18 protein-coding genes are annotated in these 18,911 nt (G+C 66.4%); 12 read left to right on the top strand and 6 right to left on the bottom strand.

The window, feature by feature from the left end; genetic code table 11:
- Window positions 1–41: 41 nt before the first annotated feature.
- The 3 genes from ACTJLD_RS06750 to polA form a co-directional block, all read right to left on the bottom strand.
- The gene (locus tag ACTJLD_RS06750; protein ID WP_060314232.1) at window positions 42–917 is read right to left on the bottom strand and encodes a dienelactone hydrolase family protein; all 876 of its coding nucleotides are present in this window, start codon (window positions 915–917) and stop codon (window positions 42–44) included.
- A 412-nt stretch (window positions 918–1,329) separates the two neighbouring features.
- Entirely contained in the window at window positions 1,330–2,664 is a 1,335-nt protein-coding gene (locus ACTJLD_RS06755; RefSeq protein ID WP_042975832.1) for an NAD(P)/FAD-dependent oxidoreductase, read from the bottom strand.
- A 271-nt stretch (window positions 2,665–2,935) separates the two neighbouring features.
- Complete coding sequence (polA, locus tag ACTJLD_RS06760; RefSeq protein ID WP_124544185.1) at window positions 2,936–5,689, bottom strand: DNA polymerase I; 2,754 nt, start codon at window positions 5,687–5,689, stop codon at window positions 2,936–2,938.
- A 1-nt stretch (window position 5,690) separates the two neighbouring features.
- Between polA and ACTJLD_RS06765 the strand changes: the two genes are divergently transcribed.
- The 4 genes from ACTJLD_RS06765 (at window position 5,691) to ACTJLD_RS06780 (ending at window position 9,086) form a co-directional block, all read left to right on the top strand.
- On the top strand, window positions 5,691–6,449 hold the full coding sequence (locus tag ACTJLD_RS06765; RefSeq protein WP_027791073.1) for a TIGR00730 family Rossman fold protein: 759 nt from the start codon (window positions 5,691–5,693) through the stop codon (window positions 6,447–6,449).
- Window positions 6,450–6,840: 391 nt separating this feature from the next.
- Window positions 6,841–7,149 carry a hypothetical protein gene (locus ACTJLD_RS06770; protein ID WP_027791072.1) on the top strand — a complete coding sequence of 103 codons (309 nt, stop codon included), beginning with the start codon at window positions 6,841–6,843 and terminating at the stop codon, window positions 7,147–7,149.
- 231 nt (window positions 7,150–7,380) lie between these two features.
- Window positions 7,381–8,373, top strand: coding sequence for a GlxA family transcriptional regulator (locus ACTJLD_RS06775; RefSeq protein ID WP_027791071.1), 993 nt, complete (start codon window positions 7,381–7,383; stop codon window positions 8,371–8,373).
- 149 nt (window positions 8,374–8,522) lie between these two features.
- Window positions 8,523–9,086 carry a tautomerase family protein gene (locus tag ACTJLD_RS06780; RefSeq protein ID WP_059693927.1) on the top strand — a complete coding sequence of 188 codons (564 nt, stop codon included), beginning with the start codon at window positions 8,523–8,525 and terminating at the stop codon, window positions 9,084–9,086.
- Window positions 9,087–9,697: 611 nt separating this feature from the next.
- Here the strand turns inward: ACTJLD_RS06780 and ACTJLD_RS06785 are convergent.
- Complete coding sequence (locus ACTJLD_RS06785; RefSeq protein ID WP_027791069.1) at window positions 9,698–11,224, bottom strand: AMP nucleosidase; 1,527 nt, start codon at window positions 11,222–11,224, stop codon at window positions 9,698–9,700.
- A gap of 129 nt (window positions 11,225–11,353) precedes the next feature.
- Here ACTJLD_RS06785 and ACTJLD_RS06790 point away from each other — a divergent pair, with 129 nt between their 5' ends.
- From ACTJLD_RS06790 to ACTJLD_RS06810, 5 genes are all read left to right on the top strand, one after another.
- The gene (locus ACTJLD_RS06790) at window positions 11,354–11,749 is read left to right on the top strand and encodes a hypothetical protein (RefSeq protein ID WP_021160838.1); all 396 of its coding nucleotides are present in this window, start codon (window positions 11,354–11,356) and stop codon (window positions 11,747–11,749) included.
- Window positions 11,750–11,850: 101 nt separating this feature from the next.
- A complete protein-coding gene (locus tag ACTJLD_RS06795; RefSeq protein ID WP_060173132.1) occupies window positions 11,851–12,849 on the top strand; it encodes a homoserine kinase in 999 nt (332 codons plus the stop codon).
- Complete coding sequence (locus ACTJLD_RS06800; RefSeq protein ID WP_027791067.1) at window positions 12,840–13,649, top strand: BPSS1780 family membrane protein; 810 nt, start codon at window positions 12,840–12,842, stop codon at window positions 13,647–13,649. The genes ACTJLD_RS06795 and ACTJLD_RS06800 overlap by 10 nt, the downstream gene beginning before the upstream one ends.
- Window positions 13,650–13,836: 187 nt before the next feature.
- Complete coding sequence (locus tag ACTJLD_RS06805) at window positions 13,837–14,289, top strand: MarR family winged helix-turn-helix transcriptional regulator (RefSeq protein ID WP_027791066.1); 453 nt, start codon at window positions 13,837–13,839, stop codon at window positions 14,287–14,289.
- 157 nt (window positions 14,290–14,446) lie between these two features.
- On the top strand, window positions 14,447–14,866 hold the full coding sequence (locus ACTJLD_RS06810) for an organic hydroperoxide resistance protein (protein WP_440658388.1): 420 nt from the start codon (window positions 14,447–14,449) through the stop codon (window positions 14,864–14,866).
- Between the two features lie 113 nt (window positions 14,867–14,979).
- Here ACTJLD_RS06810 and ACTJLD_RS06815 read toward each other — a convergent pair whose 3' ends face one another.
- Window positions 14,980–15,156, bottom strand: coding sequence for a DUF3563 family protein (locus ACTJLD_RS06815; RefSeq protein WP_021156289.1), 177 nt, complete (start codon window positions 15,154–15,156; stop codon window positions 14,980–14,982).
- An 81-nt stretch (window positions 15,157–15,237) separates the two neighbouring features.
- Window positions 15,238–16,347, bottom strand: coding sequence for an extracellular catalytic domain type 1 short-chain-length polyhydroxyalkanoate depolymerase (locus ACTJLD_RS06820; RefSeq protein WP_027791064.1), 1,110 nt, complete (start codon window positions 16,345–16,347; stop codon window positions 15,238–15,240).
- Between the two features lie 248 nt (window positions 16,348–16,595).
- Here ACTJLD_RS06820 and ACTJLD_RS06825 point away from each other — a divergent pair, with 248 nt between their 5' ends.
- From ACTJLD_RS06825 to modB, 3 genes are all read left to right on the top strand, one after another.
- Entirely contained in the window at window positions 16,596–17,294 is a 699-nt protein-coding gene (locus ACTJLD_RS06825) for a phosphatase PAP2 family protein (protein ID WP_322073658.1), read from the top strand.
- Window positions 17,295–17,424: 130 nt separating this feature from the next.
- The gene (gene modA, locus ACTJLD_RS06830; RefSeq protein WP_440658391.1) at window positions 17,425–18,222 is read left to right on the top strand and encodes a molybdate ABC transporter substrate-binding protein; all 798 of its coding nucleotides are present in this window, start codon (window positions 17,425–17,427) and stop codon (window positions 18,220–18,222) included.
- Window positions 18,223–18,232: 10 nt separating this feature from the next.
- Entirely contained in the window at window positions 18,233–18,910 is a 678-nt protein-coding gene (gene modB / locus ACTJLD_RS06835) for a molybdate ABC transporter permease subunit (RefSeq protein WP_021156293.1), read from the top strand.
- Window position 18,911 lies beyond the last annotated feature (1 nt).

An 18,911-nucleotide genomic window follows, 5' to 3' on the forward strand; every position in this document is an offset into this window, starting at 1 on the left:
GCGGTCGCAACGCAGCGGCGGCATGTGCCGCCGCTTGCCGGTTACATCACGCCGTACTTGTGGAACCACGCGATCGCGCGCTTCCAACTCTCCTCCGCATCGGCCTTCACATAGCTCGGCCGGTAATCGGCAAAGAACGCGTGGCCGGCATCCGGATACACGACGATCTCCGATTCGCGCGCGAGCTTCGAATCGCTCGCCTGGATCGCCTTGCGCATGTCGGCGAGCGATGCCTGCGTGATGTTCGCGTCCTTCTCGCCGTAGAGCCCGAGCACGGGCACCTTCAGCAACGATGCATGATCGACCGGGTTGAACGGCGTCATCTCGTCGGTCTTGCCTTCGACGAACCCGTACCATGCAACGGCCGCACGCACGTGCGGGTTGTGCTCGGCATACAGCCAGCTCTGACGGCCGCCCCAGCAGAACCCGACCACGCCGAGACGCGACAGGTCGCCGCCGTTCTTGCCGGCCCACGTGACGGTCGCATCGAGATCCTCGGTCACCTGCCGGTCAGGCACCTTGCTGATGATGTGCTCGGACAGGTCCTTGATCGTCGGATACTTCGCCGCATTGCCCTGCCGTACGAACAGGTCGGGCGCGATGGCGAGATAACCGAGCTTCGCGAAGCGGCGGCAGACGTCGGCGATGTGCGCGTGCACGCCGAAGATCTCGTGAATCACGATGACGACCGGCAGGTTCGTCTTGTCCTTCGGCTGCGCGCGATACGCGGGCACGCTCGCGTCTCCCGAGCGGATCTCGACGGTGTCGACGTCCAGCCCTTCGCTGTCGGTCGTGACCGTCTGCGCCGACACGGGCAGCACCGCCGCTGCGAAGGCACCGCCCAGCGCGGCCTGCATGAACTTGCGGCGCGAGAACGGAACGTGGGGGACCAGGCTGTCGACTTCGGGTTTCAACATGAATGCACTCCTCGATTGGGCGCCGCCGTCACGATCGCGGATACGGCATGACGTGGCATCGCGCCGGTATGCGGCGCGGATGTCGCGGCGGTTGGCACCCCGCCGCAAACGGAAACCCGGACAAGATGCCCAATAATCCGTTGTCACGTCAACTGTCGGATATGTAAGACTCGATTACGGCGTGTTGCTTCGACACGCCGATCGCCGCGCAAAAACCGCAGGCGCCCCATCGAATCGCGATGCAACAAGCCGCATGTCGATCGCCGTCGAGCGATCGGATGCTGGCGAATTGAAACGAAAAACACGCGGTCGATGTTGCCCGTCACACGCCGGCACGGCAGCCCGCAAAGAACGACGGGCAGGGACTACGCACGACGTGCGCTCCCCGCCCGCTTCCCGCGCGAACTCGCGCTCAGTGCAACTTGACGCGCGGCAGCGTCGTGCGCCGCAGCCAGTGCGCAACCGTGTCGAGCATCATGCGCGGATAGCCGTGCAGCGCGGCGATGTGCATCCGGTACAGCGACATGTACATGAAGCGCGCGAATAGCCCTTCGATCAGCATGTTGCCGCCGATCAGCCCGCCCATCAGGTTGCCGACCGCGCTGAAATGGCCGAGCGACACGAGCGAGCCGAGGTCGCGATAGGTGAATTCGGGCAGCGGGCGCCCGTCGAGCCGACAGCCGATTGCCTTCAGCAGGAAGCTCGCCTGCTGGTGCGCAGCCTGCGCGCGCGGCGGCACGTTGCGCTCGTTGCCGGGCCATGCGCATGCCGCACAATCGCCTAGCGCGAACACGTTGTCGTCGGTAAAGGTCTGCAGCGTGCGGCGCACGTCAAGCTGGCCGAGCTTGTTGACCTGGAGGCCATCGAGATTGGCGAGCACGGACGGCGCCTTGATGCCTGCGGCCCAGACCGTCAGGTCGGCACGCACCGTCTTGCCGCTCGCCGTATGAACGGCCCCGGGCGCCACCTCGGTCACGCGCTCGGCAAGCATCAGCCGCACGCCGATCTTTTCGAGCAGTTCGGCCGTCGCCGACGACACGCGCTCCGGCAACGCCGGGAGAATTCGCGGCCCCGATTCGATCAGCACGATGCCGACGTCGTGCCGCGGGTCGAGCTTGTGCAGCCCGTAGGCCGACAACACCTGCGCGGTGTTGCGCAACTCGGCGGACAACTCGACGCCCGTCGCGCCGCCACCGACGATCACGACCTGGATGCGCGGCTCGGCCGCCTCGCCCGGCGCGGTCGGCGCCGGCGCCTGATGTTCCGCACGCATGCACGCGGCGATCAGCCGCTTGCGGAAACGCTCGGCCTCGCCGACCGTATCGAGCGCGATCGCGTTTTCCGATGCGCCCTGCACGCCGAAGAAGTGGGTCGTGCTGCCGATCGCGATCACGAGCGTGTCGTATTCCAGCTCGCGCGCCGGCAGCAGTTCCTCGCCGTCGCTGTCGTTGATGGGCGACAGCGTCAAGCGTTTCGCCGCACGGTCGAGCCCGGTCAGTTCGCCCTGCTGGAATTCGAAGCCATGCCAGCGCGCCTGCGCCGCATATTCGAGCTCCTGCGTGAACGGATCCATGCTGCCGGCCGCGACCTCATGCAGCAGCGGTTTCCAGATGTGGGTCGGATTGCGGTCGACGAGCGTGACAAGCGCACGCGCGGGACGATTGCCGCGCGCGCCGTAACGGTCGCCGAGCCGCGTCGCCAGTTCCAGGCCGCCCGCGCCTCCGCCTACGATGATGATCCGATGCATCTGTTCCCCCTTTGCGATTCGAAACTGCTGCCGCCGGACAGTGCGAACGCGATGCATTCGCGCCACCCGTTGGATTAACCGGTTCGGACATCATCGATGTGCAGTTCGAAGCACTTCGATGCGACCGCCCCGGGAACGCGGGGCGCGCAAGCCCCCGTGTCCATGACATGCATTGTCCGGGAGCTTGCGCGTTGACCACAAGCAAACCATCTCGATATTCAGCATCCCTGCAACAATATGCCGCAGGAATCGGGAACCGCGTGGCGGTGCGTCAGTGTGCCTCTTCCCAGTTCGCGCCGGCACCCACTTCGGCGACGAGCGGCACCTTGAGCTTCGCCACGCCGCACATCATTTCCGGCAGTTTCTCGCGCACCAGCGACAGCTCGCCGTCGGGTACCTCGAGCACCAGTTCATCGTGCACCTGCATGATCATCCGCGACGCAAGCTTGTCGCGCGTGAGCCAGTCGTCCACCGCGATCATCGACAGCTTGATCAGGTCGGCCGCCGTGCCCTGCATCGGCGCATTGATCGCCGCGCGTTCGGCTGCCTGGCGGCGCGGCCCGTTGCCGCCGTTGATCTCGGGCAGCCACAGGCGGCGACCGAAAACGGTTTCGACGTAGCCCTTCTCCTTCGCCACCGAGCGCGTGTCTTCCATGTACTGCGCGACGCCCGGATAACGGGCGAAATACCGGTCGATATAGAGCTTCGCCGCATCACGCGTAATGCCGAGGTTCGACGCGAGCCCGAACGCGCTCATCCCGTAGATGAGCCCGAAGTTGATCACCTTCGCGATCCGGCGCTGGTCGGAATTGACCTCCAGCGGCGTCACGCCGAACACCTCGGCGGCCGTTGCACGGTGAATGTCCTCGCCCTGCGAGAACGCGCGCAGCAGCGACGCATCGCCCGAAATATGCGCCATGATCCGCAGTTCGATCTGCGAATAATCGGCCGACACGATCCGGTGGCCCGGCGAGGCGATGAACGCCTCGCGGATCCGCCGGCCCTCGGCCGTGCGCACCGGAATGTTCTGAAGATTGGGATCGTTCGACGCGAGACGGCCCGTGACCGCGACGGCCTGCGCGTAATTCGTGTGCACGCGGCCCGTGGACGGGTTCACCATGCGCGGCAGCTTGTCGGTATAGGTCGACTTCAGCTTCGACAGCCCGCGATGCTCGAGCAGCAGCTTCGGCAGCGGGTAGTCCTCGGCCAGTTTCTGCAGCACTTCCTCGTCGGTCGACGGCGCGCCGCTCGGCGTCTTTTTCACGACCGGCAGTTGCAGCTTCTCGAAGAAGATCTGCCCGATCTGTTTCGGCGAGCCGAGATTGAATTCGCCGCCGGCCAGTTCGTACGCCTGCCCTTCGAGCTCGATCAGGCGCGTTGCGATTTCGGTGCTCTGCGCCTGCAGGCGCGCATCGTCGATCAGCACGCCCGTGCGTTCCATCTTGCGCAGCACGAGCGACACGGGCATTTCGATCTCGCGATACACGCGCTCGAGGCCCGGTTCGCGTGCAACCTGCGGATACAGCGCGTGATGCAGCTGCAGCGTGATGTCCGCATCTTCGGCCGCGTATGCGGCGGCCTCCGCAAGCGCCACTTCGTCGAAACCGATCTGCTTCGCGCCCTTGCCGGCCACGTCTTCGTACTTGATCGTCTTGACGCCCAGATGACGCAGCGCGAGGCTGTCCATGTCGTGCGTGCGGTGCGATTCGACGACGTACGATTCGAGCAGCGTGTCGTGCTCGATGCCGTTCAGTTCGATGTCGTAGTTCGCGAGTACCTGCGCGTCGTATTTCAGGTGCTGGCCGACCTTCTTGCGATCGGCCGATTCGAGCCACGGCTTCAGGCGCGCGAGCACTTCGTCGAGCGGAAGCTGTTCGGGCATGTCGGGGCCGCGGTGCGCAACCGGCAGGTATGCCGCCTTGCCCGGCTCGATCGAGAACGACAGGCCGACGAGCCGCGCGAGCATCGGGTCGAGCGAAGTCGTCTCGGTGTCGAACGCGGTCAGCGCAGCCGTGTCGATCTTGGCGAACCACGCGTCGAACTGCTCCCAGGTCTGGATCGTGTCGTATTCGCGGACGATGTCGGCTGCCACCACTGGCGCCGGCTCGCCTTCCGGCGCATCGGCGCCGCCGCCTTCGGCCGGCGCGCTGTCGACTTCGCGCAGCCAGGTCTTGAAGCCGTAACGCGCGAAGATGTCGCGCATCATGTCGCGGGCTTCGCCGTCCGTCTTCAACGACGCCTCGATCGATTCGAGGTGCGGCGCGAGATCGCAGGCCGTCTCGACGGTCACGAGCTTGCGGCCGAGCGGCAGGAAGTCGAGCGCGCGACGCAGGTTGTCGCCGACCACGCCCTTGATGTCGCCCGCATGCTCGATCACGCCGTCGAGGCTGTCGTATTGGGCCAGCCATTTCACGGCCGTCTTCGGCCCGCACTTCTCGACGCCCGGCACGTTGTCGACGGTGTCGCCGATCAGCGCGAGGTAATCGATGATGCGCTCGGGCGGCACGCCGAACTTCGCGATCACGCCGTCGCGATCGAGCGTCTCGTTGGTCATCGTGTTGACGAGCGTGACGCGGTCGGTCACGAGCTGTGCGAGATCCTTGTCGCCCGTCGACACGATCACGTTCATCCCGTGCCGCTCGGCTTCGCGCGCGAGCGTGCCGATCACGTCGTCGGCCTCGACGCCTTCGACCATCAGCAGCGGCCAGCCGAGCGCACGCACGGCGCCGTGGATCGGCTCGACCTGCAACGCAAGATCGGGCGGCATCGACGGACGGTTTGCCTTATAGTCGGCATAAAGGTCGTCACGGAACGTCTTGCCCTTTGCATCGAACACGCAAGCGCTATACTCTGCACTGACTTCCTTGCGCATACGGCGCAGCATGTTGATGATTCCGTAGAGCGCTCCGGTCGGCTCCCCGCCAGGGCCACGCAAATCAGGCATCGCATGGTAAGCCCGATACAGATAGCTCGAACCGTCAACCAATAGCAGGGTCTTACCTTCCAGATTTCGTTCTTCAGGCATTATGAACAAGAGAAAAGTGATTCCGAGTCTGCGTTCGCTCGCAGATCAAGAACGCGCGACGGCCAAGAAGGCGCGCGCATCGTGGCAGATGTTCACGATTATGGCAGAGTTTATCGAGGCGACCGAGTACCTGTCGGAGATCCGCCCGGCCGTCAGCATCTACGGTTCTGCCCGCCTCAAGCCCGACACGCCGCACTACAAGCTCGCCGTGCAGATCGCACGCAAGCTGTCCGACGCCGGCTTCGCCGTGATCTCCGGCGGCGGCCCCGGCATCATGGAGGCCGCGAACAAGGGCGCGCACGCCGGCAAGGCGCCGTCGGTCGGCCTGAACATCGAGCTGCCGCACGAACAGGCCGGCAACCACTACCAGGACATCTCGCTGCGCTTCCGCCACTTCTTCACGCGCAAGGTCACGTTCGTGAAGAATTCGGATGCGGTGATCGTGATGCCGGGCGGCTTCGGCACGCTCGACGAGCTGTCGGAAGTGCTCACGCTGATCCAGACGAAGAAGTCGCGCCTCGTGCCGATCATCCTCGTCGGCAGCGAGTTCTGGAAGGGGCTGCTGCAATGGTTCCGCGACCAGTTGATCCCGATGGGCCTCATCAATCCGGAAGACATGAACCTGATGCAGGTGATCGACGATCCCGACCAGGTGCTCGACGCCGTGCTCGCGTTCTACGAGGACAGCGGCGAGGAAGAAGGTTCGGACGACGATGGCCATCCGCCGCGCCCCGAAGAAGACCGGATGTTCTACCTGTAACCGGTCGATGAAGACCGCCGGCCCGAGGGCCGGCTTCCCGCTTTCTGCGCGGCAGGCGTGGCGATCCCGCCACCTGCCGTGTGTCACTTTGTAACGCGCCATTAATCGCGCCTGGCGTGCCATACGCCGTCGAATGTCAAATTCGCAAGGCCGGTGCCGTGCGACGCGCGCAATCATCCGCAAACGCGGGCCGCCATTGTCAAATGACGCGACCCGACGCCCGTACCCTGCGCCTGCCGGCCGCCAATCCGCCGTAACAAACCCGCCTCGCGTTTTCCGTCGCGCACCAGCACACTGCATGTGTCGGTGCGGCGTTTCCCCCGGTGGAACGATCCCCCCTCGCTTCCATCGCGTCGCGCCGGCCTTTTACAACGACATCACGGAAAAGAACATGCAACGCTCGCTGATCGCCCTTGCCTTCGCCGGCCTCGGCCTTTCGCTGTCCGGCCTCGCCCACGCCGTCAACGTCGACGTCAACATCGGCACGCCCGCACCGGTCGTCGTCGCGCCCGCGCCCGTCGTGGTCGCCCCGGCGCCCGCGGTCATCGTCGGCTGGCACGGCGACCGCTACTGGGACGGCCACCGCTACTGGGAACGCCGCGAATGGGAAGATCACCAGCGTTATCGCGGCCGCGAACATGGCCCGGATCGCCGCGGCTATCACTGCCCGCCGGGGCACGCGAAGAAGGGCGAGTGCTGAGCGACAGCGCAATCGCCTGACCGGCAAGGCCGCCCGTGCGCTTCAGCGCCGGGCGGCCTTGTCGCTTTCAGCGGCGCGCTCCGCGCCATCCCTGCTCCCCACCGGCGATGCGAGCGGCAAGCCCGACTGCCGCGCACGCCGCGGGCCGGTGCAGCGCGTGCCTGCAACCGCCCGCACGACCGTGGGAACCAATGGTAGGATCGGCCCTGTCCATGGCCATTCCCGCCACCCATGCCACTCATCCGGATCTGGGCTGTCGACCATGCCCTTGCGTCTGGCATCGCCGCGCCGACCGACATCTTCACGGCAGCCAATCATCTCGCCCCGTCATTGCGTATCGGCCGGCCGCAAGCCCCGTTTCGCTGGCGCATCGAATCGATCGACGGCAAGCCGGTACGCACGGCTTCCGGCCAGGCCGCCGCGGTCGACGGCACGATCGACGGTCACGGCACCGCCGATGCGATCTGGCTCACCGCTCCGTTCGTCGCCGATCTCGAGCGGCTGCTCGCCCGGCCGGCGTCACTCGCGCCGCTGTTCGACGCGCTGCGCCGGCAACATGCGCGCGGCACACTGATCGCGACATACTGCACGGGCGCGTTCCTGCTCGCGGAAGCCGGGCTGCTCGACGGCCGCGTCGCCACGACGCACTGGTCGAAAGCATCGAGCTTCCGCGTACGCTATCCGGACGTGGCATTGCGCGCGTCGGACGTCCTGACCGAACAGGACGGCATATTGTGCGGCGGCGCCGTCACGTCGTATCAGAATCTCGCGTTGCGGGTCGTCGACAAACTGGCGAACGCGCGCCTTGCCGCGGCCGTCGCCAAGGTCATGCTGATCGACGTGAACCGCGTGTCGCAGGATTCATTCATCGATCTCGGCCGGATGGGGCATGACGGGCACGACGATGCGGCCATCGCACGCGCCCAACGCTGGATGGAAAAGCACCTGCGCGAGCCGTTCAGCCTCGCCCGGCTGAGCGATCACGTCGCGATGAGCGAACGCACGCTCCATCGCCGCTTCAGGGACGCCGTGGGCGCGCCGCCGCTCAGGTATCTGCAGACGCTCCGGATCGAAGTCGCGAAGCGGCTGCTCGCGGAAACGACGCTCGCGATCGACACCGTCTGCGAACGCGTCGGCTATGCGGACATCAGCGGCTTCCGGCAACTGTTCAAGCGCGAGACCGGCATTTCCCCCGGCGAGTATCGCCGTCGCTTCACGCGATAAGCGCGCGCAACCGTCGTCGGCTGCAGTGTCGGAAATGGCATCGTCGAATGGCAGTTTCGCCACTCCGCGTGGCGGCATGCGGTTCGTACACTGGATTCACGTCGCCCGGCATCGGAGCGACGCCATCCTCACCGAACCAGGACACCATCATGCCGATGATCGACGTCTACATTCCCGAAGGTGCGCTCGCACCGCAGGCCGAAGCCCAACTGATGGAAGAACTGACCGGAACGCTGATCCGTCACGAGGGACTCGATCCCGACGATCCGCGCACGCGGGACGTGACCTGGATCTTCGTCCATCGGCCGGCAGCCGTGTATCGCGCAGGGGCTGTCGCGCCTGCGCCGATCTACCGGATCGTGCCGACCGTGCCGGAAGGTCAGTACACGGATGCCGCGCGTGCCGGGCTGATCGCGGACGTGACCGCTGCCGTCGCGCGCGCGGAGGGCCTGCCGGTCGATGCCGTCGCGACGCGCGTGTGGGTCTTTCCAACGGAAATCGACGACGGCTGCTGGGGTAGCCGCGGCGTCGTGCGCCGCCTGCCGGACATCATGGAATATTTCGGTGGTGCCGAACTGCGGGCGCTCGGGGAATGGCGGCTGGCGATCAAGCGACAGGCGGATGCGGGTCGGGTCGTCGATGCGGTGCGAGATTCGATGTTGGAAACGGCTCGGAGTGGATCGCACGAACCGGCCGCCAAAGCCGCGCGCTGACCCCGGCGCGCAGCTGCTTGTCCGACACGCACAGCAGCGTGCCGGACGGCACGAAAAAGCAATACGCGGACGAGATGCGCCCAAGGGCGAGCGCACCTGTTCAATCGCTTATTCGGTCAATAGCACGGACACTTTTTGACAGGGCCGGGACCAATCACCGCGACGGGTTTGCAGGGGTTGGACGGACCGATTACTGCGACGGGTGCACAAGGATTGGACGGGCCGATCACCGCGGTTGCGGCCATTGCCGACAGAGATGTGGTGAACATCAGGGAAGCCAGCAAGAGATTGATTTTCATCAGGTATGCCCTCTTTCATTTTGATAGGAATCGATCGGATCGACTGTTCGCCGTTCCTTCGTACGGGCGTCGAATAACGCCGCGCAGGAGAGCATATTCTCGATGACAGGGGCAACCAATAGGACAACTTCCAAATTGCAGAAAATGATCGAGTTCCAGTACTAAGGCCGCGACGCGCGCCACCGCGAGTGGCTACGCACGGCCAGACGGAGCGGTACAAGTGCACGCCTGCCGCCTTGAAGCCCGTCATGCCCCGGGTCGCGATTGCGCCTGACATCGCGACGCACACCGCACCCGGGGCCGCCGTTCACATCACTGGAACGCCACTTCCGCAAAGCTCCGCAGCTTCCGGCTATGCAGCTTGTCGAGCCCGTTCGTGCGCAGGATCTCCATCGCCTTCACGCCGATCTGCAGATGCTGGTCGACCTGCCCGCGATAGAACGTATCGGCCATGCCCGGCAACTTGAGCTCGCCGTGCAGCGGCTTGTCCGACACGCAGAGCAGCGTGCCGTACGGCACGCGGAAGCGGAAGCCGTTCGCGGCGATCGTCGCGCTTTCCATGTCGAGCGCGATCGCGCGGCTCTGCGACAGGCGCTGCACGGGTTCGCGATGATCGCGCAGCTCCCAGTTGCGGTTGTCGACGCTCGCGACGGTGCCCGTGCGCATCACGCGCTTCAGTTCGACGCCATCGAGCCGCGTGACGTCGGCCACCCCGCGCTCGAGCGCGAGCTGCACTTCGGCGAGCGCCGGAATCGGCACCCACAGCGGCAGGTCGGCATCCAGCACGTGATCCTCGCGCACGTAGCCGTGTGCGAGCACGTAGTCGCCGAGACGCTGCGTATTGCGCAGCCCCGCGCAGTGACCGAGCATCACCCATGCGTGCGGACGCAGCACCGCGATGTGATCGGTGATCGTCTTCGCGTTCGACGGACCGACGCCGATGTTGACCATCGTGATCCCGCTGCCGTCCGCGCGCTTCAGGTGATACGCGGGCATCTGCGGCAGGCGCGGCGGCGCAGCGCCCTCGGCCGGCTCGCTGCCGAGGTTCGCGTTGTAAGTCACGACATCGCCCGGCTCGACGAACGAGCTGTACTGGCTGCGATATGCGCGCACCTCGGGATCGTCGCTCTCCGTCATCACCGTGCGGCCCAGCTTCACGAACTCGTCGATGTAGAACTGGTAGTTCGTGTAGAGCACGTAGTTCTGGAAATGCGTGGGCGACGTCGCCGTGTAGTGGCGCAACCGGTGCAGCGAGAAGTCGACGCGCGCGGCCGTGAACAGCGCGAGCGGATGCGGCTCGCCCGGCGCCGGCTCGAACGTGCCGTTGACGATGCGATCGTCGAGATACGACAGGTCGGGCGTATCGAAGATGTCGCGCATCGCGAGCAGGCGGTCGCGGTCGAGCTCGCCCTCGAGATGGATGCCTTCGGGAAACGCGAAATGGATCGGAATCGGCTGCGACGACACGCCGATCTCGATCTTTACATGGTGGTTCTTCGCCAGCAGGCGCAGTTGCTCGCGATAGTAGTTCGCGAAGAGGTCGGGGCGCGTGACCGTCGTCTCGAACACGCCGGGGCCCGCGACGAAACCGTACGAGCGGCGCGAATCGACGTGCGTGTTGACATCGGTGCGGATCCGCACGAACGGGTAGCATGCTCGCACGTGCTCGGTGATCGGTTCGTGGCGGCGATAGCGCGCGAACGCGTCACGCAGGAAACCCGTGTTCGTGTCGTAAATGGCGGACAGCCGCGCGACGGCGGCGACCGGATCGTCGAAAGCCTCGACCGACGGGCTCTCGGGCGTCAGCACACGGTGCCGGCGGCTCAAATCGTTCTTCATTTTCATCACCTCGTCTGATCCGACGACATTACCACGGAACCCGGTCGCCCTTGTGGCTGCCCCCACGCACGCGAGGGCCGGATGGTGCGCAGTATTTGCTAAAATCGGTGGGTTCACTGGAGACTCATCATGAAGCCGCTCATTCTCGTCGTCGCTGCCGCCGCGTTTGCCGCCGCCAGCGCCGCTTACGCCGCCGGCGGCACGCCTGACGCCGACGCGCAGGCACGGGCCGAGGCCAACGAGGCCGCCGGCCTGCCCGATCTCCGCAAGATCAACCGGCCGGGCGCCGAAGTCACGTCGAAAGTCGACTTCGCCGACATCCGCCGCACGCCGAGCTTCCACGAAAAGAGCAAGAACGGCACCGAAGTCACCGAGTACCGCGATCGCGGCAAGCCGGTCGAGATCGACGTGAAGTCGAACTTCGGCACGCGCTACCAGATGAGCTCGACGCCCGACACGTCGCCGAAGCCGCACGACGCGGGCATCCCGATCACGCGCCTGCCGTCGCTGAACCTGCGCTACTGATTCCGTGGCGCGCCGCACCGAACGCCGCGCGCCGCTTCCCTTCACCTGCTGTCGCGACGCACGCCGCCCGCGTGCCGACACCCTGACCTGACGCATCCCGCATGGCCGTTTTCACAGCTGTTTCCGACTCCGATCTCGCGCAATGGATGCGCCACTACGAACTGGGCGACGTGCTTGCGTTCCGCGGCATTCCGTCCGGTATCGAAAACAGCAATTTCTTCCTGACGACGACGCGCGGCGAATACGTCCTCACGATCTTCGAAAACCTGACGGCGCAGCAACTGCCGTTCTACCTCGACCTGATGCGCCATCTGGCCGGCCACGGCGTACCGGTGCCGGATCCGATCCCGCGTGACGACGGCGCGCTGTTCGGCGAGCTGCACGGCAAGCCGGCCGCGATCGTCACGAAGCTCGACGGCTCCGCCGAACTCGCGCCGGGGGTCGAACACTGTATCGAGGTCGGGCAGATGCTCGCGCGCATGCACCTCGCCGGCCGCGACTATCCGCGCAACCAGCCGAACCTGCGCAGCCTGCCGTGGTGGCAGGAGAACGCACCGGCGATCTCCCCGTTCATCACCGACGCGCAGCGCGCGCTGCTGGAAAGCGAACTCGCGCATCAGGCCAGCTTCTTCGCGTCGGACGATTACGCGGCGCTGCCGGCCGGACCGTGCCATTGCGACCTGTTCCGCGACAACGTGCTGTTCGCGCACGCGGCGCCCGGCACCGGCCATGACGTGCGGCTCGGCGGCTTCTTCGACTTCTATTTCGCGGGCTGCGACAAGTGGCTGTTCGACGTCGCGGTCACGGTCAACGACTGGTGCGTCGACCTCGCGACCGGCGTGCTCGACGTCGCGCGCGCCGATGCGCTGCTGCGCGCGTACCAGACCGTGCGGCCGTTCACGGCCGAGGAGCGCCGCCACTGGAGCGACATGCTGCGCGCGGGTGCGTACCGCTTCTGGGTATCGCGCCTGTACGACTTCTACCTGCCGCGCGCGGCCGAGATGCTCAAGCCGCACGACCCCGGCCATTTCGAACGCATCCTGCGCGAGCGTATCGCGCATACGCCCGCGCTTCCCGAGATCCAAACCGCATGCAACTGATCGAAGTGCCCGCGAAAACGGGCTATGTCTGGTTCCGCCAAGGCATCTGGCTGTTCCGCCGGAACCCGCTCGCGTTCATCACGCTGTTCTTCACATACCTGCTGGCGATCACGCTGGTGTCGCAGGTGCCCGTGATCGGCTCCGCGCTGCCGCTGGTGTTCATTCCCGGCATCGCGGTCGGCTTCATGGCCGCATGCCGCGACACGGTGGCCGGGAAGCCCGTGATGCCGACGATCCTCATCGACGGCTTCCGCTCGTACGGCACCGTCGCGACCCAGCGGCTGCTCGTGCTCGGCGTGATCTACGTCGCGTCGATGGTGCTCGTGTTCGCTGCCTCGTCGTTCGTGGACGGCGGCGCGCTGTTCCACGTGATGATGGGCGCGGCCGACGAAGCGAGCGCGACGCCGGAAACGCTCGCCGCGCAAGGCACGTTCGGCGCGCTGATGTTCGCGACGCTGCTCTACCTGCCGGTCGCGATGCTGTTCTGGTTCGCGCCGGTGCTGGTCGCGTGGCATGACGTGCCGCCCGCCAAGGCGCTGTTCTTCAGCGTCGTCAGCTGCTGGCGCAATCGCGGCGCGTTCGTCGTGTACGGCGCGCTGTGGTTCGGCGTCGCGCTCGGCACGTCGCTCGCCCTGTCGCTGCTGCTGCAGGCGCTCGGCGCCGGCGCCTATGCGCTGACGATCATGATGCCGGTGACGATCGTCATCGTCACGATGCTGTACTGCTCGTTCTACGCGACCTATCGCGGCTGCTTCGGCATCCAGGAGCCGGGCGCGACGACCACCACGTCGGGTCGCTGAAATCTCCCCGGCCGGCGCGTGTCGCCGGCCCGCCGCGCTCGCGCCGGGTTACCGCCCGGCGCCTCCTCCGTTCCCCCGCCTCCGCCGGCCACCGCCCCGCGCCGGCCGCCCCCTGTTCATCCCGATCTTTTGCGCGCAAAATGATTTGCGTACAAATTGTTCGCGCGTTCGACGCGCCGCCCGAATGATGGACCGCCCGCCCCCGCTGCCCCAGACGCTCGACGAGCAACTCTGCTTCGCCCTCTACTCGACTTCGCACGCGATGACGAAGGCGTACAAGCCGCTGCTCGACAAGCTGTCGCTGACCTATCCCCAATATCTCGCGATGCTCGTTCTGTGGGAGCGCGACGACATCGCCGTGAAGGACATCGCCGCGCGGCTAGACCTCGACCCGGCCACGGTCACGCCACTGCTGAAGCGGCTGGAAGCGCTCGGTTACGTCGAGCGCGTGCGCAGCGCAGCCGATGAACGCGTCGTGAACGTGCGCGTGACACAGGAAGGCCGTGCACTGAAGGAGCGCGCGCGCTCGGTACCCGCCGATCTGTTCTGCGCGATGCAGCAGTCCCCCGAGTTCCTGGTCAGGCTGCGCGCCGATCTCCACCAGTTGCGCGACGCGCTGTCGGCCGCCAACGAACGCTGACGGGAAAAGCATCGACGAACCGGCCCGGCACCGTCGGGCCTTTTCTTCAAAATTTCATTTGCACACTAATCATTTGTGTTCTATATTTTTCTCGTGGCCGGCGACACCCCGTTCGACCGGGCCGCTTTTCCTCCCTTTTCCCGACAGGAGCTGCACGATGAACATTCTGTACAAGACCAGTGCCACGAGCACGGGCGGCCGCGACGGCCGCGCGGTATCCGCCGACAACAAGCTGGAAGTGAAGCTGGCCGCGCCGCGCGAACTCGGCGGCACGGGCGCGGAAGGCACGAATCCGGAGCAGCTGTTTGCCGCAGGTTACTCGGCCTGTTTCCTGAGCGCGATGAAATTCGTCGCCGGCCAGGACAAGAAGGCGCTGCCGGCGGACACGCAGGTCACGGCGGAAGTGGGCATCGGGCCGAACGACGCAGGCGGCTTCGGGCTCGACATCGAGCTGCGCGTGTCGCTACCGGGGCTCGACAAGGCCGACGCGCAAGCGCTGGTCGAAAAGGCGCACCACGTGTGCCCGTATTCGAACGCGACGCGCAACAACGTATCGGTGCGCCTGACGGTCATCTGACGCGACGCACCGCCACGCATGCAAAAAGGGCGCGTGCGGCATGTAGCCGCACGCGCCCTTTTCTGCTGCGTGACTCGCCGGAATGGCGGACCGGCCGGCCCGCCCTGCGCTGCTTAGCGCGCGCCGAACGAATACGGGCGGTTCATCGCCGATTCGCGATCGATCTTGCGCATGCGGAATTCGAGATCGTAGATATCGGTGGCTTCGGACAGGTACGCCTCGGCGCGCTCTTTACGGGCCGTTTCAGCGTTCTTGGTCAGCATCAGGAAGAGGTGGCTCAGCAGGTACATGGTCGATCTCGCAATCCAAGGGTTCTTTGACTAGGGTTTTCCCGGATTATAGGGAAAACCCTAGTTCTTGGCCAGCGTCGATCAGACGATGCGTCGTTCGGTCGCCACAGTGCGCCGCTGTGCCTCGAAAAAGGCCCAGATCATCGCGCTCGCATCGGGGCCGACCGCCGCATGAAACGGCACGGCTTCATCGCCGCCGGCCCACGCATGATCGAGCCCTTTCACATGACAGAGCCGCACGACAGGCTGGCCGTCGCGGCAGACATCGGTGATCTGCGCGCCCGCGTCGCGCGTCTCGACCCGCTCGCCGCCGCGCAGTGCGCCGCGGCTGTCGGCAAGCCCGTTCAAGCGCATGAATTGAACCGTCAGCTGGTCGGCATTCTTCGGGGCGACCACGTGGTCGCCGTCGCCCTGGACGATCAGCGCGGGCATGCCCGGATACGCGGCGGCATCGACCAGCGCATCGACGGCTGCAGCCGGGTTTTGCCGCACGCCGCGCCGCATCACATCCATCGCGGTAATGCCGGAATTCGCCTCGCCGAGCGCGGGGCCCGAGTGCAGCGCCACCGCCGCGAAGCGGTCGGGATGATGCAGTGCAAGAAGCGACGCAAGGCCCGCGCCGGCCGACAGTCCCGCGACATAGACACGCGATGCGTCGAAACCGTGTTCGTCGACGAGCGCGTCGACGAGCGACGCCACCGCGTTCGCCTCGCCGCGGCCCGCGCGGTCGGTATCTTCATACCAGTGCCAGCAGCCATGTGCATGCGCGCGCAGCGACTGCTCCGGATACAGCACCGCGAAACCATGCTTGTCGGCCAGCAGGTTCATCCGCGTGCCTTGCGCGAATTCGTCGACGGACTGCTGGCAGCCGTGCAGCATCACGACGAGCGGCATCGCGCCGCGCCGGCGGCCGGGCGGCACGTAGAGCCCGTAAGCGAGATGCTGGACGAGGCGCCCGAGCGCGGGTGCCATCGGATGTTCGCCACGCGTCCATTCGCCTGCCGCCCATGCGGCCGCGCGCGGGCGCACGCGCGATTCGCGCGGCGGGGACAGATCGGATACGGCGGGAGACGCCGCTGCCTCGAGTGCGTCGCGTGTGATGCGCTGCGCATCGCGCGCCGCGCGTTTGGCGGCCGGAGACAGCATGCGTTTCATGCCGCCCAGCCACACCTTGGTCAGACTTTTGGTCATCGATCGGGCTCGCAGTCAGGAAAAATAGGGGCACCACAGCGGATGCAGCGTTCGACTTTGTGCAATGCACCATAACATTGTTTCCGGGATTTTTCCTGCACGCGGATATTTCCCGGCCGCGCAAAAAACGGGGCTCGGGCGCACGCGGCGCTATACTGGGGCTTCGCCGCTTGTATCCGTTGTAGTCGTTCTTTCCGGCTCGCGCGTTGATTTAAGCATCTTCCCCGCCTTCGTTCGTCCCCTTCCCGATGTTCGACCTGTCGTCTCACCTGTGGATCATGATCACCGCGTTCGGCGGCGCCGGCCTGACCTTGCCGCTCGCGATCACGATCGCCGTCTGGCTCGCGCTCGGCTACTCGTGGCAGCGCGCGGCCGCATGGCTCGGCGTGCTCGCGGCCGCGATCGGCGTGGTCGCGCTGACGAAGATCGCGTTCCTCGGCTGGGGCATCGGCATCCGCAAGTGGGATTTCACCGGGTTCAGCGGCCATGCGATGCTGTCGACGTCGGTTTATCCGGTCGCGATTTTCCTGGCGCTGATCCGCACACGCACGCCGATGCGGCTCGCCGGCATCGCGCTCGGGCTCGCCGCCGGCGTCGCGGTCGGCGTGTCGCGCGTCGCGCTCGACGCGCATTCGCCGTCCGAATCGATCACCGGCTGTATCGTCGGCGCGATCGCCGCGCTCGCGTTCATCGCGGGTTCGTGGCGCGCGGTGCCGCACCGCTGGTCGGTGCCCGCGGTCGTCGCGAGCCTCGCGCTCGTCACCGTGGCGCTGCACGGCATCACGGTGCCGTCGCATCGCTGGGTCACCAAGGTGGCGCTGCAGTTGTCGGGCCACGAGCGCCCGTTCGTCCGCGCGCGCTGGAAGGCCAACCCGAACTACCGCCCCGCATCGCAGCCGTCGTCGCTGCAGCGCACCCAGTCGTCGTCGCAGACGCTCCGTACGTGACCGGCCACCCGGCCGGCCCTCCTTTTCACGTCTGACCATTACATGCGCGCCGTCGCATGTGCGGTATGTCGAGCGTTATAACCCGCCCTATATTACGATTACGGTTTCCACCCATTTGAACGAACTCGCCATGCGCTCAACCGTCCGTCCGCTTCGTCGCACCCTGCTTCGCCTGCTGCCGATCGCCACGCTTGCCGCCGGAGTCGCGTTCAGCGCGCCCGCTTCCGCCGCCGATGAACTCGTCGTGTCGGCCGCCGCCAGCCTGACGAACGCGTTCAAGGCCGTCGGCGATGCGTACGAGAAGCAGCATCCGGATACCAAGGTGCTGTTCAACTTCGGCGCGTCGGACGTGCTGATGCAGCAGATCGCCAAGGGCGCGCCGGCCGACGTGTTCGCGTCGGCCGACCAGAAGGCGATGGATCGTGCGGCCAACGAAAAGGTGATCGTGCCCGGCACGCGTCGCGATTTCGCGGCGAACTCGCTCGTGCTGATCGTGCCGGCGGACAGCCACGCGGCCGCGCCGACGTCGCTGAACGACCTGACCACCCCCGGCGTGAAGCGCATCGCGTACGGCGACCCGGCGTCGGTGCCGGTCGGCCGCTACACCGAAGGCGCGCTGCGCGCGGCCGGTGTGTGGGACGCCGTCAGCGCGAAGGGCGTGCTGGCCGCCAACGTGCGCCAGAGCCTCGATTACGTCGCACGCGGCGAAGTCGACGCAGGCTTCGTGTTCGGCACCGACGCGGCAATCATGCCGGGCCGCGTGAAGGTCGCACTGACGGTGCCGACCAAGACCGCCATCACCTACCCGATCGCCGTGGTCAAGGACAGCCGCCACGCCACGCAGGCGCAGTCGTTCATCGACTTCGTCGCGTCGCCGCAAGGTCAGGCCGTGCTGTCGACGTTCGGCTTCAAGCCCGCGAGCAAGTGAGCGTAACGCGATGCAAGACGCCTGGGTCCCGCTGCTGCTGTCACTGAAGGTTGCCGGCTGGGCGACCGCGCTCGACATCGTGCTCGGCGTCGCAGCCGCGTTCATGCTCGCGCGCTGGCGCTCGCCGCTGCGCGACGTCGTCGATTCCGTGCTGACGCTGCCGCTCGTGCTGCCGCCGACGGTGCTCGGGTATTACCTGCTCGTGCTGCTCGGCCGGCGCGGCGTGTTCGGCGCATGGCTCGACAGGCTCGGCATCGAGCTCGTCTTCACGTGGCAAGGCGCGGTGATCGCGTCGATGGTCGTCGCGTTTCCGTTGATCCTGAAATCGGCGCGGGCGGCGTTCGAAGGCGTCGATCCGCATCTCGAACGCGCCGCGCGCACGCTCGGGCTCGGCGAAGCGGCGGTGTTCTTCCGCGTGACGCTGCCGCTCGCCACGCGCGGCATTCTCGCGGGCGCGCTGCTCGCGTTCGCACGCGCGCTCGGCGAGTTCGGCGCGACGCTGATGATCGCGGGCAACCTGCCCGGCCGCACGCAGACGCTGTCGGTCGCGATCTACGCGGCCGTGCAGGCCGGCGACGACAGCACGGCCAACTTCCTCGTGCTGGTGACGTCGATCACCTGCGTGCTCGTACTGCTCGCGACCGGCTGGCTCGTGCCGTCGCGTGCCCGGCGGAGCCAGCTGACATGAC

Origin of the sequence: Burkholderia sp. 22088, assembly GCF_052045915.1 — a bacterium.
Lineage (GTDB): Bacteria > Pseudomonadota > Gammaproteobacteria > Burkholderiales > Burkholderiaceae > Burkholderia > Burkholderia cepacia.